Origin of the sequence: Rothia nasimurium (genome assembly GCF_928391935.1) — a bacterium.
GTDB lineage: Bacteria > Actinomycetota > Actinomycetes > Actinomycetales > Micrococcaceae > Rothia > Rothia nasimurium_D.
This window is the reverse complement of sequence record NZ_CAKMTD010000007.1, coordinates 37,753-61,190: the sequence shown is the minus strand read 5'-3', so window position 1 is coordinate 61,190 and position 23,438 is coordinate 37,753. Positions and strand designations below refer to the sequence as shown.

Here is a 23,438-nt window from a genome sequence, read left to right as displayed (position 1 = left end):
ACCGCTGGGCGCCGTTGACCAGCGTTGCTACTGTCTACCGTAAGCCAACATCGCAGGGTTTGCCAAGAGGGGCAACCCTAGGGCGGTAACAATAGATCTTATTCGCCGGTCGAGTTGTTCTCTTCCCAGGCTGTGACCATCTGGGCGAACCTGCCGCCCTGGCTGACGAGATCGGTGGGGGAGCCGTCTTCAACCACCCTGCCGTCGGCCACGACCAGTACCCGGTCGGCGGTCAGCACCGTCGAGAGGCGGTGGGCAATAACCAGGGAGGTGCGGCCTGCCAGCAGGGACTCCAGACCCCGCTGCACCAGCTTCTCGGTGGGAATATCGAGCGAGGCGGTGGCCTCATCGAGAATGAGGACGGCCGGGTCAGCCAGGAAGGCCCGGGCAAAGGAAATCAGCTGCCGCTGGCCCGCCGACACCCTCCCGCCGCGCGTCGCCAGGTTGGTGTCAAAGCCCTGGGGCAGGCCCATGATGAAGTCGTAGGCCCCCACCTTACGGGCCGCCTCGAAGACCTCCTCATCACTGGCCGCCGGGTTGCCCAGCCGGATATTATCGGCCACGCTTCCCTTGAAGAGGAAGGCCTCCTGGGTCACCATGACCACCTCCCGGCGCAACTGCTCATCGCTCAGATCGCGCAGATCCACCCCGTCCAGGCGCAGGGAACCGGCCGTGACATCGTAGAAACGGGCCACCAGCTTAGCGATCGTGGACTTACCGGCACCCGTCGCCCCCACCAGGGCCAGACGCTGCCCGGCAGGTACCTCAGTGTTCAGGCGGTGCAGAGCGGGGCGTCCTGCCACATACTCAAACTCAACCCCCTCAAAGACCAGATGGCCGGACGCCGGACGCTCGCGTCGGGCAGGCACAGCAGGTTCTGCGACCTCGGGCTCCTCAGCCAGGAAACCCGAAACTTTTTCCAGGGCAGAGACCGCCGACTGGAAGAGGTTGTAGTAGTCGGTGAGCATGAAAATCGGCTCAAAGACCCGGTTGGAGTAAATCACCAGGGCCAGCAGGGTACCGGCCTGCATGGTGCCACCCAGAATTGAGTAGCCACCAATGACCAGCACAATTGCCACAAAGGTATTACCGAGGGCCTGCAGCACGGGGGTGTAGGTGCCAAAGACCTTGATGGACTGCATGACCCTCACCCGGTACTCCTCAGCCGTATCCGCGTAGGCGGCGCGGGCGGGGGCTTCAGCGGAGAAGGCCTTGACAGCCCTCAACCCGGTAAAGGTCTCAGAAAAGCGGGAGATGATACGGGCAGAGGCGACCCGGGTCGCCCGGTAGGCCAGTTCGGATTCACGCCGGAACCAGCGGGTCAGCCAGGCCACCGGGAGCATGATGATGAAAAGGGCCAGGCCCGCCCGCCAGTCCATGATGAAGAGTGCTATCACCGTGAACACGATGGAGAGCAGCATGGCAGCCAGCTCTGACAGGCCGGAGTCCAGGAACTGGCGGATCGTATCAAGGTCACTGGTCAGACGGGAAATCACGCGGCCGGAGGTGTAGGTGTCGTGAAAACCAACCGAGAGTTTCTGGGCGTGCTCAAACATGCGCAGGCGCAGGTCATAGAGCACCTGCTGCGAAATCTTGTAGGTCAGCAGGATATTGGCGTAGGTGGCCAGCCCCGCAAGGAGAGCCGCCCCCGCATAGAGGGCGGTCAGGGTGAGTGCGTAATTGGCATCCCCGGCTAGAAGAGGAGCCAGGGCCTCATTGATGGCGGTGGAAATCAGCCAGGGCATGGCCGTGGTCAGGGCCGTTGCCAGGACGACCAGCACCACCGTCAGCACCAGGTGGGCCCGGACCGGCTTGAGGACGTCGAGTAGGAGGGCAAGGGAGCGGCGGCGCACGGCCTTAGCTTCCTCCCGGCTGAGGCTGATCTTATCTTCGGCGTCAGAAATGTTCTTCGGTGCCATGAGCCTAACCCTCCTTCACATCGGTTGCTGGGGCGGGGGCGTCCTGCCCGGGATTCTGCCCGGGGCCGCGCCCAGCGCCGGTGCCAGCATCGGCGTTCACTTTAGCGTCAGTGCCCGGGAGCGGGGGCAGGGAAGTCTCGGTGCTCATCAGCTCCCGATAGACCGGGTTGCTCAACAGATCAGTATGCGGCCCCACCGCCAGCACCCTACCCTTCTCAAGCAGGACGACGCGGTCCGCCAGGGCCACGGTCGAGGGCCGGTGGGCGGTGAGCAGGGTCGTCGTGGAGGTCAGCTCGCTCTTGAGCTTGCCAATGACCTCCTCCTCGGTGGTCACATCCAGGGCCGAGAGGGGGTCATCCAGAAGCAGGACGGCCGGTTCGGCGGCAATCGCCCGCGCCAGGGAAAGGCGCTGACGCTGGCCACCAGACAGGCTCATGCCCTCCTCCCCGATGACAGTATCGACGCCCTCGGGCAGGTTCCAGACGTAGCTTGCGGCGGCAACGTCCAGGGCTCGGGCCACCAGGGCATCGAGCTCCGCCTCGGTGTAGTGGCTCCGATCAACGCCCAGCAGGACGTTCTCCCGCACACTGGCTGAAAACAGCAGGGGGTCTTCAAAGGCGATCGCCACCTGGGAGCGGAGCTCAGGCAGGGGGAGGGCCGCGATGTCCCGGCCGTTGAGGGCGATGGTTCCGGCGCTCGCTGCGTAGAGCCGCTGGACCAGGTGCAGGACGGTGGACTTACCCGACCCGGTCGCCCCGACCAGGGCGATAATTTCGCCGGGGGCTACGTCCAAGGAAAAATCGGTGAGGACGGGGCCTTCCTCCTGGCCGTAGGAGAAGGCAACCCGGTTGAAGTTCAGGGCTGCTGCCTGGGCGGAGGTGCTGCGGCTGGGGCGGGCGGTGAGGCTGATGTCCTCCCCGGCTTCGCCCACCATGACCTGCCGGTGGCGGTCCATGGAGACGCTGGCCGCCAGGTACATAGACAGCAACATGCCCGAGCGCTCCACCTGGGCGAAGAGGATGGCGGCGGTCGCGAAGAAACTGGTGAGGGCACCGACGGTCAGCTGGCCCTGTTCCACCAGGTTCAGGCCCCAGATCAGGCCCAGGGCAAGGGTCACACCGCTGATCAAGCCGGTTTGGAGCCGCACAAGACCCATGGCCCGGCCCCGCTCAATTTCGAGGTCCCGCAAGTCAGCGGCCCCCTCGGTGAAGCCTGCCAGGGCGTGGGGGCCGCGTCCGAGGGCCTTGAGGACGCGCAGGCCCTGCACCGACTCTTCAACCGTGGTGGCAAGGTCGCCGGTTTTTTCCTGGGCTTGTCGGGTCAGAGCCCTAAACCGCAGCACGAACCGCCAGACGCAGAAGAAAGCCAGGGGCAGGGCGGCCAGGAAGAGCAGGCCTAGCTGCCAGGCCCCGGTGAACATGTAGACACTGCCGACTGTCACCTGCACAGCCACCGTAATGATCTGAATCAGGCCGAAGGCCGTCCAGCGCCGAATGGTGCCCAGATCGCTCATGGCCCGGGTGAGGAGCTGGCCGGAGGGCCAGCGATCGTGAAAGGCCACCGGGAAACGGAGTAGACGGTCGAAGAGGTCTATCCGCATGGTGTTTTCAACCGTGCTGGCCGGTTCAATAACCAGCTGACGGCGCAAAAAGAAGAGGGTCGATTGAAGCAGGCCTAAGGCAAAGACCAGCCCGCCCCCGGCCCAGACTGCCCCAACGGTGGGGGAGTCGGTGAGCATGGCGTCCACAATCCAGCCCAGGGCCTGGGGGATAGAAATGGCAATGACCGCCGCCGACAGGGCAACGAAGAGACCCGCTACCCAGCGGCCCCTAATGGGCTTGGCATAGTTCCAGAGGGTGACCTCCTGTTCTTCCCTTGCCCCGTGGGGGACGGGATCGGGGGTGGGGAGGGGTTTTACACGCAACAATCTGGAGGCCATAGTAACCAATCTTACATTTGCAGTCCTGCAAAAACCAGGCGGGCTACCCCGCCCCAGCCTACCGGGCCGTCAGCGTCACCAGCACCGCCTCCGGCGGGCAAAAGAGACGTACCTGGGCAAAACGGGAGGTGCCCAGCCCTGCAGAAATCTGGACGGGAACGTCCTTCTCGAAGCTGACCCCCTTGGCCCTCGCCGGGGGAAGATCGCAATTACTGACCAGGGCATGGCCCCCGGGCAGACAGACCTGCCCCCCGTGGGTGTGCCCGGCAAAAATTGCCTGGGCGCCGTCGTCCACAAAGCGGGCCAGGGTACGCAGGTAGGGGGCATGACAAACACCCAGGCGGACGGGCTCGCCCCCCTCACCGCTGAAAGCAGTGGGGGAGAAGCCGGGGTGGCGGTCATAGTCGAGGTGGGGGTCGTCCACCCCGGAAAACTCAAGACGCACCCCCTTAACCGTCAAGGTATCAAAGCGGTTAATCAGCCCAACCCAGCCCCGGGCATCAAAAGCGTCATGCATATCCTGGGTAGGAAGAACCGCCCGGCCGTCCTCAACGATTTCATCGCCGGTATTCTGCTTCCACAGGTAACGGGCAGGGTTCTTCGGGACGGGAGCGAAATAGCAGTTGGAGCCCGGCACGTAAACACCGGGGAAATCCAACAGGGGGTCAAGCGCATCCAGGAGGGCAGGCAGGCCACGCATATGCGAGAGGTTATCGCCGGTGTTCATCACCAGATCCGGCTGCAACTCAGCTAAGGAATGCATGAAGTCCCGCTTGCGCTTCTGGCCCGGAATCATGTGCATATCAGAGATATGCAGGACGCGTAGATCCGGGCTTCCTGCCGGGAGCACCGGCAGGGTCTCGTGCCGAACCTGAAAATTATTGAGTTCAATAAAGTGGGCGTATGCGACCGTGGCGGCCCCCGCAACCAGGCTTCCCGCTAAAACCGCTGCGGCAGTTGAAGCGAGAGACCCGGCGGGAGCCGCCACGTCACGCGAATTCAAAGAATTCACTGGTTTCCTTACTGGCTGTAGCCCAGAACCTTCTGGGAGGGCAGATCGAAGGGGTCTGTGTTGAAGTTCTTGGCCTGGGCCTGCATAAACCGCTGCCACTGGCTACCTGCATAGGTTGCACCATCAACATAGGCGAGGCGCTGGCCGTTGATGGACAGGCCGTTCAGGGGGCGGGAACCGTTGTTCAAGGAACCAACCCAGGAAGCAACCGAGAGGCCCCGGGTGTATCCGATAGTCCAGGTCTGGGTCGAGTAGTCGGTAGTACCGGTCTTAGCCGCAGTAGCTTCTGGCATACCAATTCCTATGTTATGACCGGAGCCATCCACCAGAACCTGCTTAAGGACGAAGCTCACACCGTTGGCAACATCTTCTTCCAGGACCCGCTCACACTGGGACTCGTAGGCCTTAACCTCGGTCTCATCATCGCCCGTAGTCTTCAAGACCTTATCGATAGACAGCGGCTCGCAGTACATACCGCCGCTGGCAAACGTAGCGTAGGCATTTGCCAGAATCAGGGGGGTAGTGCCGATCTCCCAACCACCAATGTAGGCGGACGGACGGTTGAGTTTGTAGGGGACCTTGCCAGCGCCGTCAGTAATGCGGAGCTTGTCGCGCAAATCAGCAATGTCACAGCCGTCGGTTACCGAGGCCATTTTCATGGCGTAGGAGTTATAGGAGTTCTTGATACCGTAGGCCACGGTGCCCCAGGTCTGGCCACCGCCGTCAGTGTTACTAAACTCGTAGCCCTTGCCAGAATCGCTGAGGACGTAGCCGTCCTTCTCACACTTAGCAGGCCACTTGAATTCCTGCGGATAGTAGAGGGAGGTGCCGTCAATGGTGGCATTGACGCCCTTGCCGTCCTTAATCCACTGGGCCAGCACAATCGGCTTGAAGGTTGAACCGGGCTGGAAGCCACCGGTACCACCGTGGGCAACATCGGCGTTGTAGTTGAAGAAGTTATCGCGGAAGTTGGTTTCCTTAGGATTGCCGTAGCCGGAGTTCTGGGCCATGGCAATAATCTTGCCGGTGCCGGGGGCAACAGCGACCATAGCGGCGTTTACGTCGTCAGGGTTATTGGTGGAGGGCTGGGTGGCCTCTACCTGCTTCTTGGCCTCGCGCTGGGCGCTGGCATCAATGGTGGTGATGATCTTGTAGCCACCACGGTAGAGGTTGTTAGCGCGGTCTTCTTCAGTAGCGCCGTAGGTCTCATCACCCAGGAAATCTGAAATCACGTAGTAGCAGAAGTGGGCGAAGTCGCCAGCTACAGAACAGCCCATGGGGGTGGTGTGAATGTCGAGCTCAATGTCTTCATTCAGGGCGTCGGAGTACTCATCCTCGGTGATCTTGCCGTCACGGTACATGGTGCCCAGCACAACGTCACGACGGGCCTTAGACAGTTCCGGGTTAACATCGGGGCGGTAGACGTTAGGGGAAACCACCATGCCAGCCAAAATAGCTGACTGGGAGATACTCAACTCAGAAGCCTTAATACCCCAGTAGTAGTAGGCGGCAGCCTCAACACCGAAGGTTGAACCACCCAGGTTGATGATATTGAGGTAGCCCTCAAGCACCTCGTCCTTGGTGAGGTTCTGCTCCATTGAGATAGCCAGCTTAATTTCCTTGATCTTGTCAAGGTAGTCCTTTTTAGCACCCAGGGTCTCAGCTTCAATGCCTTCCTGCTCAGCAGCATCAACCAAAAGGTTGTTGACGTACTGCTGGGTCAGGGTGGAGGCACCCTGACGGTTTTCGGGGTTAAGGAGGTTGTTGACAAGAGCGCGGGCAATACCCATGGGGGAGACCGCACCATGTTCATAGAAATTACGGTCTTCAGACGAGAGAATCGCATCAATCATGTGGGGCGATATCTCAGACAGAGGAACCTCAGTGCTGTTACGGGCGTAGTAGGACGCAATTTCGGTCTTCCCATCGCTCGCATAAATAACCGACCCCTGGGAGAGCGGGCCGTCGCTCAAGGTAGCGGGCAAGCTCTTAAACCAGTTCATGGACGCGGTCGCGGTTGCGCTGAGCGCCGTGGTCGGCGGTACGAGAATGAGGGCAGCCACGAAACCAGCGATAATGCTCAGCGCTAAAAACTGCAGCACATCACCCGGGTTGCGACGCCTTGTACGAACGTTCTTTGAAGAAGCCATTCCCCTAGTTTATCCGCAACCCGGCAAAAGCGCACCGGAAAGCAGGTGAAGCCAGCCTGTGAATAATCACCATAAATTTCATGCTCCTGCTCCACCCTGAAACTGTCGGGAGGTCTCTACTGCACCCCTGCCGTCCGCCACCTGCCGACGGACCCTGTTCATGCTTCTTATCAAGACTGCCAGCCTCTTCGTATTTTGTCGCAGGGTGGACTAGGCTTGGTGCTATGGAAAAATGGGAATACGCAACCGTGCCTCTGATGATTCACGCGACCAAGCAAATCCTCGACAACTGGGGTGAAGACGGCTGGGAGCTCGTAGCCGTCCTCCCCGGCGCCCCGGCTCCGACCGGCGCCACCCCCGCCGGGAACATGGTCGCCCCCACTCAGGGCAACCCTATTGCTTACTTCAAGCGTAAGAAAGCTCAATAACAGTTCGTGACGAAACCGGGTTCCAGACTCAGCAGTCAGGGCCCGGTTTTGCACACCCCGGGCCTGGGCCCAGGGCCAGAAACAAGGACGCCCCTGCCATAGGAAGGGGCGCCAGGAAAGGTGAACCGTGTCAAAGATTGAAGAACGCATCAAGGAACTCGGCCTAGAACTTCCGGAACTTGCTGCCCCCGTCGCCGCCTACGTTCCGGCTGTGACCAGTGGAAACTACGTTTACACCTCGGGCCAGCTGCCCTTCGTTCAGGGGGAACTACCAGCTACCGGTAAAGTCTCAGACTCCGGCGCTGAAGGCTTCGTTGACCCCGAAACCGCCCAGAAACTTGCCGGCCTGTCAGTGATGAATGCCCTGGCCGCCGTCAAATCCGTTATTGGGAATCTTGACCGGGTGACCCGCGTCGTCAAGGTTGTTGGCTTCGTCGCCTCTGACCCTGCTTTTACCGGCCAGCCCGGCGTCATTAACGGGGCCTCCCTGCTTTTGGGCGATATCTTCGGCGACGCTGGCGTTCACGCCCGCTCTGCCGTTGGTGTGCCCGTCCTTCCCCTCGACTCCCCGGTCGAGGTTGAGATTATCGTGGAATATGTCTAACCAACCCCTTTATACCGGTGCGCTCAAGCGCATTCCTCTGCCGGGGGCACCGGATCCTGCCCGCCCGGCAACAGCCCGCCTGCCGGTGGTCAGAACCCACCCTATTCCCTCCCGCCAGCAGGACTCAGCCCGGACCTGGCTTGAGGAAGGTGGAAGCCTCGAACGCCGCCCCAGCCCCGCCGCCGCCGTCGTCTTCGTGCGGGACGGGGCCAGGGGCGTAGAAACCTTTATGACCTACCGGGTTAAATCCCCCATGGGGAAGGTTGCCTTCCCCGGGGGGCTGGGGGTAGCTGAGGACGCGGCCCCCATCGGCTGGGTGGGCCCCGGCGGCGACCACTGGGCCCGGGTATTCGACGAGGACGACCTCGGGGCGGCTGCTGCTGTTGTGGTGACAGCCGTGCGTGAGGTTTTTGAGGAAACTGGGGTGCTCCTGGCAGGTGAGAATGAGGGGGCAACCATTGAGCTCACCAGTGGCCACGAGTGCATGGTGACCCGCCAGAAGATATCCCAGCAGGAGAAGACCCTGGCCGACTATCTGAGCCGTCGGGGCCTTAAGGTGAGGGCTGACCTGCTTAAACCTTTGGCCCGCTGGCAGTCGCCCGGCTTCTACCACAAGCGGTATGACGTGCACTTCTTCACCTGCGCGGTGCCGGTGGGGCAGACCCCCTCCCTGTTGGAGGGTAAGGGGGTGTGGGGGCGCTGGGTGAGTGCCCGTGACCTGCTGAGCGACCCGACCAGTACCGCCCTGGGCGATGAAATCGGGTGTGAGGATACGGTTGGTGTTCCGTTTGAGCAGCTGGTGACCCCCGGGGTCATGTATGTTCTCCAGCAGGTTGCAGCCGCCTCGGGGGCAGTGGCTTTCTTGGCCAAGCGCCGCCAGGTTTCCCTCTACCGGGCCGAGGTTAAGCAGAAGGAATGCGGAACCTGCTACCTGGCGGTGCAAGAGGAAAGAATCTAGCCGTGCCGCTTCAAAGCCAGAGCTCCAGGGTCAAGCCCTCCTCGTTCTCGCAGAGACTTTTGGGGCGGGTGACTCTGGGCTCTTGCTTTCTCCTGGCAGTGATTGCCGGTGGCCGGTATGGGCTGGACGCCTTGGGTTTCTTGCTTATCCCCGAGGCTGGGGTTTTCTGTCTGGGGCTTTTTTCCCTGGCGGCCCTTACCCTGCTGGTTTGTTGTACTGTTTATGTTCTCAAGGGTCTAGAAAAAATCGCCCAACCCTACCTCAATGGAGGGGGTGCCCTGGCCGAGGCGGCGCACTGGTTGGTCCAGACTATTCTGGTCTTGCTGGCAAGCGCTCTTGCCCTGGTAATGACTTTTAGCTTCTTCATCGTTCTGGTCTTCAGTACCGGCTGGATCCGCTATGAAGATGAGGGGAAAACCTACTACCAGTTCCCCGTAGGGCTATTCCACGACTATTGCAGGGAAGCGCAACAGGTCAACCTCATATTTGCCCGGGATCTTGGGGAAACCTATGACTGTTGGCCCCAAAGCCACGACCCCGGGGGTACCTCAACCCCACCTGGCAACCTGGGCGACGTCCAGGTGCCCGGGGAGGCCCCCACGTCCGCCCCCGAGTCCCCCGGCCAACCCTATACTCCTGCTCCGCTTACCCCGGTTGAGGCTGAGAACGTCACCGATATCGACGAGAGTGGAACCTTTGGCCTGGTTCTGGCTAACAGCAACGACATCTACGCCGCAACCTACAGCCCAGACCAGGGCCACTGGCTCATAGGCGGAAAAATCTCTACGGTTGGAGCCAAACCCCTAGAGCTCTGCGGCCACCAGCGTCTTAGTGAGACAGTTCTGGTTTACTGCCAAGCCCGTGCCGAAGGGGCAACTCTGCTGACCAGCGCCGATAATGGGTTCACCTGGACTACCCATGAGCTAGACCCAGCCGCCTCCTACCTGTTAGAGGCCGACTACGCCAACGGCACCTACACCCTCGAAGTTGGCTACCCTGCCTGGGTGCCCTCAAACAGCACCACCCTCATCACCTCATCCGACGGCCTCACCTGGCAGACCCGCTAACCACCGGCGTCCGCCCGCTGCCCCCGCGTAGGTACAAAAAACCGGGTGGTCAGCTCAAGCTGACCACCCGGTTTTTGATCTTGTGAAAGCAGGTACGGACGTCCGCGCCCGGCTTAGCGGGAGCGCTGACGCAGACGCTGCAGGTCAAGAATGACCACAGCGCGAGCCTCCAGACGGATCCAGCCACGGGAAACGAACTCGGCCAGAGCCTTGTTCACAGTCTCACGGGAAGCACCAACCAGCTGAGCCAGTTCTTCCTGGGTCAGTTCGTGGGCAACCAGCACACCGTCGGTTGCGGGGCGGCCGAAACGGTCAGCCAGGTCAAGCAGGGCCTTAGCAACACGACCGGGAACATCAGAGAAGACCAGGTCAGCCAGGTTCTCGTTGGTGCGACGCAGGCGGCGGGCCAGGGCCTGCAGAACCTGAGCGGAGATGTTGGGGGACTTCTCCATAGCCTTACGCAGGGACTCGTGCTTCACACCAGCCAGACGGGTCTCAGACACAGCGGTTGCGCTGGTGGAGCGGGGTGAGGGGTCGAACAGGGCCATCTCACCGAAGATTTCACCGGGGCCCATGATGGCAACCAGGTTCTCACGGCCGTCAGAGGCGGTGCGGCCCAGCTTCATCTTGCCTGAAATGACGAAGTAGAGCTGGTCACCCTGGTCGCCCTCATAGAAGAGGGTAGCGCCGCGGGACAGGTCTACTTCGGTGATGTCTTCGGTCAATGCTGCAAATGCTTCATCGTCGAGTGAAGCAAACAGCGGGGCGCGACGTAGTACTTCAATATCCATGGTTCTCTATGCTCCTACTTAGGGGTTTAGAAAAAATTAGCCCGTATGAAACCCTGTATAAGCGGGCTAGGCAGACTATTAAGCATAGCCCTTGCCTAGTTCATCACACGACACTATTTTCTGTGACTTATTCAACTAGTATGAGCCTACATGAAAAACACGTTCAGGAACACCTAAACTAGCCACTTACTCTCCGTTTCTCCCTTATTTTTCGTGGTTTTCCGCCGGTTTTTTCAGGTTCACCCTGTAATCTTTGATAATTCTGTGGGTGTTGTCTAGACCTCTTAGTGCGGTCAGACCATACACGTTCTTATAACCGTAAGGGAGACGCATGACCCCTCTTGATTGGCTGATTATTGTTGTTATCGGTCTATATTTTTTGGCTGGGTTAAGGCAGGGGCTCTTTATCACCCTGGGAACGATCACCGGATTTATTCTGGGTGCAGTCGTAGCCCTCTATGCCACCCCCTGGGTGATTAGCCAGGTGGGGGCTCATTGGCACCTTCTGGCCGGTCTGGGAACAGTCCTGGCCTGCCTGGTCATCGGGCAGTCCCTCGGCATGACCCTGGGCGGTATCCTACGTCGGGCCAGCGACCGCACCCCCCTGCGCGGCATGGAGCGCCTCCTTGGGGGCGTCCTCAACCTGGCCCTCAGCGCCCTGGTGATTATTACCGTGGTGTTGCTTGTCCGCCCCCTCGGTATTCCAACGGTCACGGCGCTCACCGCTGAATCGAAGGTTATTACCTGGATGCTCAAGGTCACCCCGCCCGGGGCTCAGGAGCTCGTCACCCAGGTCCGTAGCGATATTGTTCAGGCTACCGGCCTCCCTGAGATTTCCCAGCTGCTCTACCCCGAGCAGGAGGCCCCCACCGAGCCCCTGAGCACCCCGGAACTTGAGGCCGCCAGCCAGTCGGTTGTGCAGATCATTGGCTCAGCTCCCGCCTGTAACTTCGTGTCTGAAGGCTCCGGTTTCGTGGTGGGCGGGGGCCTGGTGGTCACCAACGCCCATGTCGTCTCTGGGGTGAGCACCCCCTCCGTCCTAGGACGCGGCGGCGAGGCAGCCACCGCCCAGGTCGTCTACTACGACCAGGAACAAGACATCGCCATTCTGAGTGCCCCCACCCTGGGCCTTGACGGCCTCGTGGTGGATTCAGCCCCTGTGCCTGCCGGAAGCGAGGTGGCCTTTATGGGCTACCCGGGCGGTGGCCCCTTCGATAACCGGGCCGCCATTGTGCAGGGCCTGGGTTACACCCAGACCATAAATGCTGAAACCGGGCAGCCTAACCCCTCCCGCGAGGTCTACCAGCTAGCGGCCCTCGTGGAACAGGGGAACTCGGGCGGGCCCGTCCTCACCACTGACGGTCAGGTGATGGCCATGATTTTTGCTAAGTCCACTGAAACCCAGACTGGCTATGCGATTCCGGCCTCAGCCATTATTGAGGCTCTCAATACGGTGAATGCGGCCTCCCCGGCTGTTGCAACCGGCCAGTGTTCCTCCTAGGCAGACCCTGCCCGGGTGAGAACCCCCTGTATACAGCAGGCCCAGCTTTCCGAAGCTGGGCCTGCTTTTTCTTACCCTATGAACCGGGTGCCGATATAGACGGCGTCGGTGAGGGTGAGTTGTGCCCGAGGCTGGGTGCTCATTGTTCTGGGCTAGTCCAGGTGGCGGGCGAGGAAGGCGAGGGCTAGCTCGTAGCCCTGGGCACCCGCACCGGCAATGACGGCGGTTGCCTGGGGGGAGACGTAGGAGTGGTGGCGGAAGGGCTCCCGCTTGTGCACGTTGGAGAGGTGTACTTCGACGACCGGCAGTTCGGCTGCTTCCAGGGCGTCGTGCAGGGCGACGGAGGTGTGGGTGTAGGCGGCCGGGTTGATGATGATACCGGCGGACGCGGTGCGGGCGGCCTGGATGGCGTCGATGAGGTCGCCCTCGTGGTTGGACTGCATGAAGCTGATCTCGTAGCCCAGTTCGGCGGCTTGGGCCCGCAGGGTGGCTTCGATGTCGGCGAGGGTAGTGTGCCCGTAGATTTCGGGTTTGCGGACGCCGAGCAGGTTGAGGTTGGGGCCGTTAATCACGGAGATGTGCCGGGGTGCAGTCTGTGGTGTTGCCATAGCTTCTAGTTTTTCATACCCGCACGCCAGCTCCCGGCTTTTGCTGGGGGCGGGTAGGCAGTCTTTACCCAAAGTTAAAGAAAGGACGCCCCGCCCCCCTCTTTCCTGCCAGACGGCAGGGGAGGGGGCCGGGGGCGTCCTGAGAGGGGGCTAGAGGGGCCTAGCCCTTCTTGAAGTTGGCCTCGATGGCCTGCATGACGGTGGGGTCTGCCAGGGTGGTGGTGTCGCCGACCGGGCGGTCTTCGGCGACGTCCTTGAGCAGGCGGCGCATGATCTTGCCGGAGCGGGTCTTGGGCAGGTCATCAACAATGAGCACACGCTTGGGCTTGGCAATCGGGGAGATTTCGACGCCCACATGGGCGCGGATCTGCTCGGCCAGCTCGGCCTCATCGTGCCCTGCTGCCTTGGCTTCGTCATTGAGGATGACGAAGGCCATGACGGCCTGGCCGGTGGTTTCGTCTGCTGCACCGACCACCGCTGCTTCGGCGACGGCGGGGTGGGAGACGAGGGCGGATTCAATTTCGGGGGTGGAGAGGCGGTGGCCGGAGACGTTCATGACGTCGTCCACGCGGCCCAGGACCCAGAGGTCACCGTCGGCGTCGCGCTTGGCCCCGTCACCGGCGAAGTACATCTTGTCGAAGCGGGACCAATAGGTTTCGACGAAGCGGTCGTCGTCGCCCCAGATGGTGCGGAGCATGGAGGGCCAGGGCTCGCGGATGGTCAGGAAGCCGGACTGCTCGTTGGGTAGGGACTCGCCGAGGTCGTCCACCACATCGATGGTGATGCCGGGGATGGGCTGCTGGGCGGAACCGGGCTTAGCTGCGGTGATGCCGGGCAGCTGGGAGACCATAATGGCGCCGGTTTCGGTCTGCCACCAGGTATCGACGATGGGGCACTTGCCGCCGCCGATGACGCGGTGGAACCAGCGCCAGGCTTCGGGGTTGATGGCCTCACCCACGGTGCCGAGCACGCGCAGGGTGGAGAGGTCGTACTGGGCGGGGATGTCTTCGCCCCACTTCATCATGGTGCGAATAGCGGTGGGGGAGGTGTACATGATGGTCACCCCGTACTTCTGGACGATTTCCCAGAAGCGGCCACGGTGCGGGGCGTCGGGGGTGCCTTCGTAGATGACCTGGGTGGAGCCGTTAACCAGGGGGCCGTAGGCGACGTAGGAGTGGCCGGTGACCCAGCCGACGTCGGCGGTGCACCAGTAGATGTCGGTTTCGGGCTTGAGGTCGAAGATGTTCTTATGGGTGAAAGCGCCCTGGGTGAGGTAGCCGCCGGTGGTATGCAGAATACCCTTGGGCTTGCCGGTGGTGCCGGAGGTGTAGAGGATGAAGAGGGGGTCTTCGGCGTTCTGGCGGGAGGGCTCGTGCTCGGTGGACTGCTCGGCAACCAGCTCGTGCCACCAGACGTCGCGGCCCTCAACCCAGTTGATGTCTTCGCCGTTGCGCTTGACGACTAGCACCTTTTCAACAGTGGATCCACCCTTGCCCAGGGCGGTGTCAACGGCAGGCTTGAGCATGGAGGGCTTGCCTCGGCGGAAGGAGCCGTCGGCGGTGATGACCAGCTTGGCTTCGCCGTCCTCGATGCGGGAGAGTAGGGCGTCGGCGGAGAAGCCGCCGAAGACAACCGAGTGGACAGCGCCGATGCGGGCGCAGGCCAGCATAGCGATGACGGCTTCGGCGATCATGGGCAGGTAGATGGCGACGCGGTCGCCCTTGGTGACGCCGAGGGATTCGAGGCCGTTGGCGACGCGGGAGACTTCGTCCTTGAGTTCTGCGTAGGTGTAGGACTTGGTGTCGCCGGGCTCGCCCTCAAAGAGGATCGCGGTGCGGTCGCCATTGCCAGCTTCGACGTGGCGGTCTACAGCGTTGTAGCAGGCGTTGAGCTCGCCGTCGGCAAACCACTTGGCGAAGGGCGGGTTGGACCAGTCGAGGGTTTCGGTGAAGGGCTTGTACCAGGTAAGGAGGGTGCGGGCCTGTTCTGCCCAAAATTCGGTGCCTTTTTCTTTAGCTTCTTCATAGATGCCGGGCTGGGCATTGGCCTGGGCTGAGAACTCGGCGCTGGGTGCGTAGGTGGCCGGGGTGTCGGTCATGGTGTGCCTTCCTGTGGGAGGGAGAAGCGGGGCCTGTAGAGACGCAGGCCACACTGCCTTGTCATTCCCTAGACTAGCTCAAATTCGTAGTACAAGTCACTGTGTGACGGTGAGTGTTACGAGGGCGCTAGGTTGTTTAACTGCGCATTGCCTCTGCTGGGTCCTTGCGGCTCGCGACGAGAGCTGGGTAGAGGGAGCTGACCAGGCCAGTGATACCGCCGAGGACCACCCCAATAGGGGCGTAGGTCGGGGACAAAATGGCCTGCCACCCCTGGACCTGGGCGAGGGTCAGGGTGGTGAGTACACCCGCTGCTGCTCCCAGGGACCCACCGATGACTCCTAGCACCAGGCCCTCAAAGATGAAGAGTCTGGCGATCAGGCTTTTACCAGCTCCAATTGCCCTGCGGAGGGCAATTTCGGTGGTACGGGCCTGCACTGAGAGGTACATGGCCGTGCCCGCAGACAGACTAGCGAGAGCCAGCAAAATACCCGAGAGGATACCGACGAAGAGCCCCAGATCTGAGGACACCTCGGCGCGGAGATCTGCCAGGTTCGAGGGCGTTTCTGTACTGACATCTGCCGGTGACGTGGGCGCTAGAACGAATGGAACTGCTTGATTGACGGCCCTGGTGTAGCCGGGTTCTGTATTGATGGTGTAGAGCATGGTGTACCGCCCGTTTGCGGCCAGGAAGGCCGGGGGAACGAGAACGGCGTTAGAGAGCTCTGGTGCTTGGTCGCCAAAGTCTACGATTCCAGCAATAGGGAGGTAGACCCCGTCCACCCATATACCGCTCCCCTCTGTGACGGTTCCTGTGCTTTCCTGGTAGAAGCCTAGGGCCCTGGCTGCCCCGGGGGTGGCAATGCCCGCCCCAAGAGAGGTGGCGAGTTCACGTTCTTCGGGGCTGGCTACTTCAAGCGACCTGTTCATGCTGGTGAGAACGTGCTGGGCTGGGCGTGGCCGAATGGAGGCATTGAGCTGTTCGAGCCTGGTGGTGCTGGCCGATACGAGGGAGATGGCGGTAGAGGGTTCGGCGTCGAGGGGGCTGAGGCGGGTGATCCGGACGTCTGCCGGTGCGATCATAGCTTGGAAACCTACGCTGGTGACGTAGTCGAGTTGGGAGAGGGCTTGGGCGTAGTCCTGGGCTGATTCGCCGACCCGATAGTTGGAGAGGACGTTGGCGTCATTGTGGACGGTGGCGTGGACGCTCTGCTGCTCAGACCCCAGGATTCTTTGGTTGACCTGGTAGGCGGCTGAGGCGCTGAGCCCTAGGGCGGCTATGAGGCCCCCGACGCCCAGGGCGAAGGAGAGCGCCAGTAGGGCGGAGCGGATGGGGCGGGCGAGGATGGCGGAGATAGATTCTATGAGGTCGTCGCTTAGGAGGGGTCTGGACGGGGTGGCGGTAGGAGGGGAGCTGACCCCTGGGGTGGCGGCGACCGGCTGGGACGGTGGGGCCTCTTCGGTGAGGTAGCCGTCGATGATGTGGGCCCGCCGGGGTGCGGCTGCTGCGATAGCTGGGTCGTGGGTGATGATGATAATGGTGTGCCCGGCCTGGTGGAGCTCTGCGAGGGTGCGGAGGACTTTGGCTGTGTTGTCGGAGTCAAGGTTGCCGGTGGGTTCGTCGGCGAGGATGAGGGTGGGGGACCCTGCGACGGCGCGGGCAATGGCGCAGCGTTGTTTTTCACCGCCGGAGAGGTACTTTGTGGGGGTGTTGGCGCGGTGGGCCAGGCCGACTGTGGCTAGGGTGGCTTGGGCTGTTGAGTGGCGCTCGCCTCGGGGGCTGCCTTGGACCCGTAAACCCATGGAGGCGTTGGTGAGGGCGGTTTCGTCCAAGAGCATATTGGAGGATTGAAAGATGAAACCGATGGTTTCTCTGCGGAGGGCGTCTCGCTCTTTTTCACTGGCCTGGGTGGTGGATGTGCCGTTGAGGAGGTAAGTGCCGCTGGTGGGCTTGCTCAGGAGTCCTAGGATGTTGAGCAGGGTTGATTTACCTGATCCGGAGGGGCCGATGATGGCTAGGTAGTCTCCGGGGTAGACCGTGAGGTTGACTGCGTTGAGGACGGGTCGGTCTGCTGTGGGAAAGGTTTGGGTGATGTCTTTGAGCTCGATGAGTGGGGTAGGTGTTCTCATGAGAGGAGCACTTTCTGACCTTCTGTGATGTCTCCTTGGATTGCGGCGTAGCCTTCTCCGGTGCGGAGCACCTCAATCGGTACCCGTTCTTGGGTTCCGTCTGTTGTGGCTGTGAGGAGGTAGGTGGTGGTGCCGTCCTGGCGTACTGCGCTGATGGGGACGGCTAGTACCGGTGTGGTGTCTCCTGCTGTTGCGATGGCCAGGGTTTGGTCTGGCACGATGATTTCGGTGTTCTCTGGTGTGAGGCGGATGGTTTGGTAGGCTCCGTCGTGGCCTGTGGTGAGTTGGCCTATGTGGTCTATGTGGGCTGGGGTGCTTCCTAGGGAGCTGGTGACGGTGAGGTGGTCGAGGGCGGTGAGGGTTTCGAGGTCCCTGAGTGGGGCGTTGAATTCTGCGTAGGGGGCGCTGGTGTGCAGGGTGATGATGGGGGTTTCTTCGCTGATGATGGTGCCTGTGGTGGCTGCTTGTGCGACGGTGCGGGGGCCTGGGGGCAGGATGGCGAAGTGAGCTGGGTTGATGGTGTCTATTCCCTCTGGTGGGATTCCGGTGAGTTCGCTCCGGAGGAGGTTGCTGACGGCTGTGAGGGTTGTGTTTGTTACGGTGCCGTCGGTGTTGGTGGGGTAGCCGATGTCGGTGAGGGCGCGTTGGAGTTCGAGGACGTCGTGGCCGGTGTCTCCGAGGGTGAGGGGCCGGTAGAGGGGGAGGGGGCCGTTGAGGGCGTAGATTCCTTCTCCGCCGACGATTCCGATGAGGTCGCCGGGGGCTACGGTGTCGCCGGGGTGTTTTACTTGGTGGACGAGGACGGGGTCTGTGGGGGCGGTGATTCTGATGGGGGTGGTTGCCCCGGCGTGGGCTGTTCCGGAGTAGGTGAGGGCGCTGTTGACGGGGCGGATTTCTACGGTGCCCCAGACGTCGACGTGCGCTTGGGCTTGTTCTTGGGGTGTGGGCCCGGTGGGGGCGTAGCGGGTTCCTGCTATAAAAGCGAAGGCGAGGGCGAGGAGGACCAGGGCCCCAAGGACGGCGAATGCCAGGGGTCGTCTGGTGGTGCCTGTGTCTTTGGGGCTGGTCATGGTAGCCTCTCTCATTAAATTATTGGGGTAGGGGTGGTTTTACTGGGTGGCCTGGTATCGCTGTTCGATGTCTTGGGTGAATTGTTGAATGGCGATTTTGGCTTCGTTGAGGGCTGCCTGGTTCTCTTTGATGAGGGGTGCCTGGTAGGAGGCTTCGAGGTCAGCGAGGGTCTGGGCGAGGCCAGTTTCTTGGGAGCAGTTAGCCTCTGTGAGGGCGATACGGACAGCTTCTTGCTTGCCAGCGTCTGATGAGGTGTCTACTTCCATCTCCTGTTTAGTGCCCCATTCTTCGTCACCGGTGCGTGGGGTCAATCCGTTGTTTTCTAGGCATTGCCACCACTGCTCTCGGGCCTTTTGCCAGGCGGGGTTTCGAATGGCATGACTTCGCGCTTCTGTGCGTAGTTTCTCTGGTAAGGAAGTGTTTGCGGAAACCGTTTGGAGATATTGGTGAAGTTCCTTTATTTCAGTTTTTTCTTCGTAGCAGGCTTCTAATTCTTTGTGCTCTTGATCGGTAAGAGTTGTTTCTCCTGAATAGGGTTCAAAAATGGAATATCCGTATTGTTTGATATAGGTTGTGTTCCAGAACCCATATTCTCTTGAGCCGATGGGGGTGGTAAGTTCTCCGGGGTTATATGTTATTCCCTTTTGAGCCAAGCATTGGGTGTACATTGTGTCGATTAAGCGGTTGTAGATTCGGCCCGAGTAGCTTGTTTCACTGTATTCATCAAGGGGTTTGATAATTACATTATTTTCGTAGTCCAGGGTCGCTGTAGCACTGGTATCTTGTTGAGCTGTTGAACCGCAGGAGGTGAGAAGAGCTATGGGGGCAATCAGAAAAATGCTGAATATCTGCTTCATTGTCTATCTCCTGAGTAGGGGGGGATCTGCCCCTGTGGCTAGGGGCAGATCGTTGGTATTATTTTCTTATTCTTTACTAAATGAAGAAATTCTGTCGCTCCAGTTTTGCCACCAAGCTAGACCTTCAGCTAATGAGGTCAAGTCATTGTGATCTGCCTGTAGAAGATAGCTAGGACCCTTATGATTGAGGTCTGCGTAAATCCTGGTTTTTCGACCATTCACCGTAATTGAGGAAGCCCGGTCATTGGCGTTATCCCCAACATAGGTGGTTCCGCCATTCCAAGTTCCTAGATTTTGATTAAAATTGATATGGTCATAGAGGGTAGCAGCATGTGTGGGGGAAGTTGCCCCTAAAATGAGTGCTCCGGTTGCCAGAGCGGTGGACAAAAGCTTCGTTACTTTCATGGCTTTGCTCCTTGTTAGAGTCTTAAGTTATGTCCCTTGGAGTCAAGGGTGGGTTCAACCTTGCGGCTGATGTGTCTATTGTCACCCACAATCCCAAAGTGTGTCAAGTCACTTTTTGCAGATTTTTTACTAAATCTTCCAGGCGAGGCAGAAGGCTCAACACCAGCAGAAACTCAAGCAAGGTAACCCGATAACATTGATGTATGCCCACCCACACCACGTCCTATCAGCATGAGCCCCTCACCCCCGGCGAGCTAGCCCAGCTCGAAACCCGCTCTGTACCCGAACCCAAGGCACGAGCGTCCGCCCGAAAACACGCTCGCGCGGCAGCACGCGGCGAGACAGAAAGCCCCCTAGCCCTCACCCGTCGCGCCCGCAAAATCAACCGGATCCTCGCCGACACCTACCCCTACGCGGTTGCCGAACTCGACTTCGACAACCCCTTTGAGCTCCTGGTAGCCACCGTCCTCTCAGCCCAAACCACCGACGTCCGCGTCAACGCCACCACCCCCGAACTCTTCACCCGCTACCCCGACGCAGCGGCACTGGCGTCCGCCCGGATCGAAGACGTAGAAGACATCGTGCGGCCCCTGGGCTTCTACCGCTCCAAGGCCAAAGCGATCGTGAATCTGGCAGCCCAGCTGGTAGCAGACCACCGCGGGCAGGTGCCCGGCACCCTAGAGGACCTCGTCAAACTCCCCGGCGTGGGGCGAAAAACCGCCTTCGTAGTGCTCGGTAACGCCTTCGGCCAGCCGGGCCTTACCGTCGACACCCACTTCGGCCGCCTAGCCCGCCGCTTTGGCTTCACCACCGAAGAAGACCCCGTTAAGGTAGAGCGCGACGTCGCCGAACTCTTTGAACCCAAGGACTGGACCCAGCTTTCCCACCGCCTGGTCTACCACGGTCGCCGAATCTGTCACGCCCAAAAACCGGCCTGCGGGGCCTGCCCCGTCGCCGACCTCTGCCCGGCCTACGGCAGCGGGGAAACCGACCCGGTAGCGGCAGAGAAACTACTCAAATACGAGATGGCCCCGGGGCGCGAGCGCCTGCACCTGCGCTTTGTGCAGGGGGCAAGTCGTCGCCAGCTGCGGGCAGAGGGGTGGACGCTCAGTGCCTAGGAAAGAGATAGTAGGGGAAGAAACAGCCGGGCAACACCCTGCCCTGGCGGCCCTGCAGGAGTTGGCGGAGCGGGCCCCGAGCATCGTGCGCCCGGAGGACTCGTGGCCGATAGGGCAGATGGACCCGGACACCGTTAAAGAGGCTGCTGTGCTGGTGCTGATGGGGGTGCTTGATGATGCTCCGGCGCAGAATACCGGGTGCGGCCCGGTAGCTTCAGATATTGATCTACTGGTTCTGGTACGGTCGGATGCCCTGCGCCACCACGCCGGCCAGCCTGCCCTGCCCGGTGGGCGGATTGACCCCGAGGACTACGACGAGGCGGCCCGCACCGGCCGAACCGCCCAGCAGGTAGCTGCTCTGCGGGAGGCTGTGGAAGAAACCGGCCTGCAGGCAGACGGCGTGCGCCTGCTGGGCCAGCTCCCGGCGATTGACTTACCGGTCAGTAACTACCGGGTGACTCCCGTGCTGGGCTGGTGGGATCTGCCGACCCCTGTGGAGGCGGTAGACCGGAACGAATCAACCCTGGTGGTGCGCGTGCCGGTGGCAGACCTGCTCAACCCGGATCATCGGCTGACCATGACGGTAACCCGGGGAAGAACCAAGCACAAGTCCCCGGCTTTTGACGTGACCGGCGACTTTGCCCCCTTTACCATCTGGGGTTTTACCGGCAACCTGCTCTCCCGCGTCTTTGAAGAGCTGGGCTGGGAAGAGCCCTGGGATAAGAAGCGCACCCGGGAAGCTGGCCGCTAACACCTGCCAGCTAGCTGGGGCTTAGTTAGCTGGGCGGGAAGGTCGGAGCGGTTGCTGTGCCTAGAAGCCCGCGTGGATCGGGGCTGGCGGTGAATTGCGACGAGCCCCTAGGCGAGGAGCAAGAGCGGTTGCGGGCGTAGGCATACCATCCTGCCCATATCCGCGTCGTCCTATTTAGCTTGCGAGTAGTCGTCGGTGGTGACCACGGTGACGGGGAATTCGACGTCGGTGGGGCCGAAGATGAGTTCGGCGGCAGCTTGCGCTGACTCGCGCACAATTTCGGCGGCGCGGGCTGATTCGCCAACGGGCCCGTAGAGCATGATTTCATCGTGGAGGAAGTAGACCAGGCGGGTTTGCATACGCTTGCCGAAACGACGTTCGGTGCGCAGGCGCTTGCGAATCTGGGCCATCCAGATGACAGCCCATTCGGCGGCGGTTCCCTGGATGACGAAGTTACGGGTGAAGCGGCTGTGAGCGCGGGCTGCTGAGCGGGCGGCGCGTTCGTCGGCTGCGGTGAGTTGGTTGCGTTGGGCTTGGAACCAGGCGTGGGAGGGGGCTGGGGAGGTGCGCCCCAGGTAGGTGGTGACCTGCCCGCCGCGGAGGCCTACGTCAGCGGCGCGTTCGGTGAGGCCGATGGCGGCGGGGAAGAGTTTTTTGAGGTGGGGCATGAGTTGCCCGCCTTCGCCGGTGGTGGCTCCGTACATGGCGGCGAGTAGGGCGATTTTGGCGTGGGAGCGGTCCTTGAGGACGCTGCCGGTGCGTTCGCCGAGTTCGGCTATACCGAGGTAGAGGTCGGTGCCGCGTCCGGCGACGGCGAGGGCGCGGTCGCCGCTCATGACGGCGAGGATGCGGGGTTCGATTTGGGCGGCGTCGGCGACGGTGAGCATCATGCCGTCTTCGGCGCGGACGGCGGGGCGGACGTCCTTAGGGATTTGCATGGCACCACCGCCGTGCCCGCCCCAGCGGCCGGTGGCGGCAGAACCCACCTCGTAGGTGGGGTGGAAGCGGTTGTTGTGTACCCATGCGTCGAGCCAGTTCCAGCCGTTGGCGGTGTAGAGGCGGGCGAGGCGTTTGTAGTCGAGCAGGGGGCGGACGATCTGCCAGCGTTCTTCGCGCAGGTGGGGGACGGCGTTGGCCCATTCGGTGAGTTCCCATTTGCGGGTGGAGGTGACGGACATGCCGGCTGCTTGCATGGCTTTGAGAACTTCTTGGGGGGAGTCGGGGTTGAGGTTGGGTGCGCCGAGTTCTTCTCTGATTCGGGCGGCGAGGCGCTCCATCTTGTAGGGGCGGTTGTAGCCTGTGGGGCGGGGGCCGAGGGCGTGTTCGAGGATTTTTTCGTGGATGGTGCGGTTCCAGGGCATGCCGGTGTGTTTGATTTCGGCGGCGATGAGGGCGCCTTGGGATTCTGCGGCAAGCAGGAGGGAGAGCCTGGCAGGGGCGGGGGAGACGGCGACGGCCTCTAGCTGGGCGCGGAGTTCGGTGAGCAGGACGGACGCGGTGGGTTCGGCCTGGGTGCGTGAGGGGGTGGGGTCTGTGAGTTCGTCGAAGAGGGAGGTTTGCCCGTCGATTTGGCGGCGGGCGGGCAGGTGACCGGGTGGGGGTTCGGGGTCGCGGGTGAGGTTGACGGTGGGGGTATAGGGCAGGTGGTTGGCGGCGCGGGTGGCTGCGGTGGTGAGGATTCGTTGGGCTAGGCGCAGGTCGTGGCAGGAAGCGGGGGCGATTCCGGCGGCGAGGAGCTGGGGGAGGATTTGGCGGGTGTCTGCCCAGGCCCAGCGGATGGTGCGATGGGGGTTTTGGGCTTCGACGGCGCGGACGAAGTCGGGCAGCTTGTGGAGGGGGAAGGTGCGGTGGGTGCCGTCCCCGGTCTCGGTCAGGGTAATGGCCTCCCACTGGGGTGTTTCGCTGGGGGAGGTAGCGGGGCCGAGCACGATATACATGCTTCTATTATGGCCCCAGGGGTAGACAGGGGTGCTCTTCTGTGGCATAAATGGTTGCAGAGAAAATGGAGTGTTCCGGTGGGGTGAGTAACCTCA

At 61.5% G+C, this 23,438-nt stretch carries 19 protein-coding genes; 7 read left to right on the top strand and 12 right to left on the bottom strand.

The genetic code is table 11. From position 1 onward, the window contains the following. Positions 1-98: 98 nt before the first annotated feature. The 4 genes from L7A15_RS08210 to L7A15_RS08195 form a co-directional block, all read right to left on the bottom strand. The gene (locus L7A15_RS08210) at positions 99-1,919 is read right to left on the bottom strand and encodes an ABC transporter ATP-binding protein (RefSeq protein ID WP_237188321.1); all 1,821 of its coding nucleotides are present in this window, start codon (positions 1,917-1,919) and stop codon (positions 99-101) included. Between the two features lie 4 nt (positions 1,920-1,923). Beyond that, positions 1,924-3,843: an ABC transporter ATP-binding protein gene (locus tag L7A15_RS08205; protein ID WP_237191612.1), complete on the bottom strand. Its 1,920-nt coding sequence runs from the start codon at positions 3,841-3,843 to the stop codon at positions 1,924-1,926. Positions 3,844-3,916: 73 nt separating this feature from the next. Then, the gene (locus L7A15_RS08200) at positions 3,917-4,870 is read right to left on the bottom strand and encodes a metallophosphoesterase (RefSeq protein ID WP_423816860.1); all 954 of its coding nucleotides are present in this window, start codon (positions 4,868-4,870) and stop codon (positions 3,917-3,919) included. A gap of 8 nt (positions 4,871-4,878) precedes the next feature. Beyond that, positions 4,879-7,020 carry a transglycosylase domain-containing protein gene (locus L7A15_RS08195; RefSeq protein ID WP_237208728.1) on the bottom strand — a complete coding sequence of 714 codons (2,142 nt, stop codon included), beginning with the start codon at positions 7,018-7,020 and terminating at the stop codon, positions 4,879-4,881. Between the two features lie 224 nt (positions 7,021-7,244). Between L7A15_RS08195 and L7A15_RS08190 the strand changes: the two genes are divergently transcribed. The 4 genes from L7A15_RS08190 (at position 7,245) to L7A15_RS08175 (ending at position 10,077) form a co-directional block, all read left to right on the top strand. Beyond that, positions 7,245-7,448 carry a DUF4177 domain-containing protein gene (locus L7A15_RS08190; protein WP_237188327.1) on the top strand — a complete coding sequence of 68 codons (204 nt, stop codon included), beginning with the start codon at positions 7,245-7,247 and terminating at the stop codon, positions 7,446-7,448. Positions 7,449-7,575: 127 nt separating this feature from the next. Further along, a complete protein-coding gene (locus L7A15_RS08185; protein WP_237188329.1) occupies positions 7,576-8,052 on the top strand; it encodes a RidA family protein in 477 nt (158 codons plus the stop codon). After that, complete coding sequence (locus tag L7A15_RS08180; protein ID WP_237188330.1) at positions 8,045-9,010, top strand: NUDIX hydrolase; 966 nt, start codon at positions 8,045-8,047, stop codon at positions 9,008-9,010. Before L7A15_RS08185 ends, L7A15_RS08180 begins: the two co-directional genes overlap by 8 nt. Before the next feature lie 68 nt (positions 9,011-9,078). Further along, positions 9,079-10,077: a hypothetical protein gene (locus tag L7A15_RS08175; RefSeq protein ID WP_237208729.1), complete on the top strand. Its 999-nt coding sequence runs from the start codon at positions 9,079-9,081 to the stop codon at positions 10,075-10,077. A 113-nt stretch (positions 10,078-10,190) separates the two neighbouring features. Here L7A15_RS08175 and L7A15_RS08170 read toward each other — a convergent pair whose 3' ends face one another. Then, positions 10,191-10,868, bottom strand: a complete 678-nt coding sequence (locus tag L7A15_RS08170) for a Crp/Fnr family transcriptional regulator (protein ID WP_083091991.1) — start codon at positions 10,866-10,868, stop codon at positions 10,191-10,193. A 331-nt stretch (positions 10,869-11,199) separates the two neighbouring features. Between L7A15_RS08170 and L7A15_RS08165 the strand changes: the two genes are divergently transcribed. Beyond that, entirely contained in the window at positions 11,200-12,369 is a 1,170-nt protein-coding gene (locus L7A15_RS08165; RefSeq protein WP_237208730.1) for a MarP family serine protease, read from the top strand. A gap of 152 nt (positions 12,370-12,521) precedes the next feature. Here L7A15_RS08165 and aroQ read toward each other — a convergent pair whose 3' ends face one another. The 6 genes from aroQ to L7A15_RS08135 all read right to left on the bottom strand — a co-directional run bounded on the left by aroQ (position 12,522) and on the right by L7A15_RS08135 (position 19,536). Continuing rightward, complete coding sequence (gene aroQ, locus L7A15_RS08160) at positions 12,522-12,977, bottom strand: type II 3-dehydroquinate dehydratase (protein WP_237208731.1); 456 nt, start codon at positions 12,975-12,977, stop codon at positions 12,522-12,524. Between the two features lie 160 nt (positions 12,978-13,137). Then, positions 13,138-15,075, bottom strand: coding sequence for an acetate--CoA ligase (gene acs, locus L7A15_RS08155; RefSeq protein ID WP_237208732.1), 1,938 nt, complete (start codon positions 15,073-15,075; stop codon positions 13,138-13,140). A gap of 136 nt (positions 15,076-15,211) precedes the next feature. Beyond that, positions 15,212-17,203 (bottom strand): ATP-binding cassette domain-containing protein, encoded by a 1,992-nt coding sequence (locus L7A15_RS08150; protein ID WP_237208733.1) that lies wholly within the window; start codon positions 17,201-17,203, stop codon positions 15,212-15,214. Beyond that, positions 17,200-18,273 carry a hypothetical protein gene (locus L7A15_RS08145; RefSeq protein ID WP_237208734.1) on the bottom strand — a complete coding sequence of 358 codons (1,074 nt, stop codon included), beginning with the start codon at positions 18,271-18,273 and terminating at the stop codon, positions 17,200-17,202. The genes L7A15_RS08150 and L7A15_RS08145 overlap by 4 nt, the downstream gene beginning before the upstream one ends. A gap of 39 nt (positions 18,274-18,312) precedes the next feature. Beyond that, positions 18,313-19,131, bottom strand: a complete 819-nt coding sequence (locus tag L7A15_RS08140) for a hypothetical protein (RefSeq protein WP_237189894.1) — start codon at positions 19,129-19,131, stop codon at positions 18,313-18,315. Between the two features lie 66 nt (positions 19,132-19,197). Further along, on the bottom strand, positions 19,198-19,536 hold the full coding sequence (locus L7A15_RS08135) for a peptidase inhibitor family I36 protein (protein ID WP_237189893.1): 339 nt from the start codon (positions 19,534-19,536) through the stop codon (positions 19,198-19,200). A gap of 203 nt (positions 19,537-19,739) precedes the next feature. On the opposite strand from L7A15_RS08135, the gene nth reads away from it, so the two are divergent. Further along, positions 19,740-20,654 (top strand): endonuclease III, encoded by a 915-nt coding sequence (gene nth, locus L7A15_RS08130; protein ID WP_237208735.1) that lies wholly within the window; start codon positions 19,740-19,742, stop codon positions 20,652-20,654. Further along, positions 20,647-21,405: an NUDIX hydrolase gene (locus L7A15_RS08125; RefSeq protein WP_237208736.1), complete on the top strand. Its 759-nt coding sequence runs from the start codon at positions 20,647-20,649 to the stop codon at positions 21,403-21,405. Before nth ends, L7A15_RS08125 begins: the two co-directional genes overlap by 8 nt. 170 nt (positions 21,406-21,575) lie before the next feature. On the opposite strand, the gene L7A15_RS08120 is transcribed toward L7A15_RS08125, so the two are convergent. Further along, positions 21,576-23,342 carry a bifunctional 3'-5' exonuclease/DNA polymerase gene (locus L7A15_RS08120; RefSeq protein ID WP_237208737.1) on the bottom strand — a complete coding sequence of 589 codons (1,767 nt, stop codon included), beginning with the start codon at positions 23,340-23,342 and terminating at the stop codon, positions 21,576-21,578. Positions 23,343-23,438: the final 96 nt, after the last annotated feature.

What these genes read in the sequence shown, in the direction of transcription:
- L7A15_RS08210 (WP_237188321.1), bottom strand. Translation starts at nt 1,919, where the DNA reads ATGGCACCGAAGAACATTTCTGACGCCGAAGATAAGATCAGCCTCAGC.
- L7A15_RS08195 (WP_237208728.1), bottom strand. Translation starts at nt 7,020, where the DNA reads ATGGCTTCTTCAAAGAACGTTCGTACAAGGCGTCGCAACCCGGGTGAT.
- L7A15_RS08190 (WP_237188327.1), top strand. Translation starts at nt 7,245, where the DNA reads ATGGAAAAATGGGAATACGCAACCGTGCCTCTGATGATTCACGCGACC.
- L7A15_RS08180 (WP_237188330.1), top strand. Translation starts at nt 8,045, where the DNA reads ATGTCTAACCAACCCCTTTATACCGGTGCGCTCAAGCGCATTCCTCTG.
- L7A15_RS08170 (WP_083091991.1), bottom strand. Translation starts at nt 10,868, where the DNA reads ATGGATATTGAAGTACTACGTCGCGCCCCGCTGTTTGCTTCACTCGAC.
- L7A15_RS08165 (WP_237208730.1), top strand. Translation starts at nt 11,200, where the DNA reads ATGACCCCTCTTGATTGGCTGATTATTGTTGTTATCGGTCTATATTTT.
- aroQ (WP_237208731.1), bottom strand. Translation starts at nt 12,977, where the DNA reads ATGGCAACACCACAGACTGCACCCCGGCACATCTCCGTGATTAACGGC.
- acs (WP_237208732.1), bottom strand. Translation starts at nt 15,075, where the DNA reads ATGACCGACACCCCGGCCACCTACGCACCCAGCGCCGAGTTCTCAGCC.
- L7A15_RS08150 (WP_237208733.1), bottom strand. Translation starts at nt 17,203, where the DNA reads ATGAGAACACCTACCCCACTCATCGAGCTCAAAGACATCACCCAAACC.
- L7A15_RS08145 (WP_237208734.1), bottom strand. Translation starts at nt 18,273, where the DNA reads ATGACCAGCCCCAAAGACACAGGCACCACCAGACGACCCCTGGCATTC.
- L7A15_RS08140 (WP_237189894.1), bottom strand. Translation starts at nt 19,131, where the DNA reads ATGAAGCAGATATTCAGCATTTTTCTGATTGCCCCCATAGCTCTTCTC.
- L7A15_RS08135 (WP_237189893.1), bottom strand. Translation starts at nt 19,536, where the DNA reads ATGAAAGTAACGAAGCTTTTGTCCACCGCTCTGGCAACCGGAGCACTC.
- nth (WP_237208735.1), top strand. Translation starts at nt 19,740, where the DNA reads ATGCCCACCCACACCACGTCCTATCAGCATGAGCCCCTCACCCCCGGC.
- L7A15_RS08120 (WP_237208737.1), bottom strand. Translation starts at nt 23,342, where the DNA reads ATGTATATCGTGCTCGGCCCCGCTACCTCCCCCAGCGAAACACCCCAG.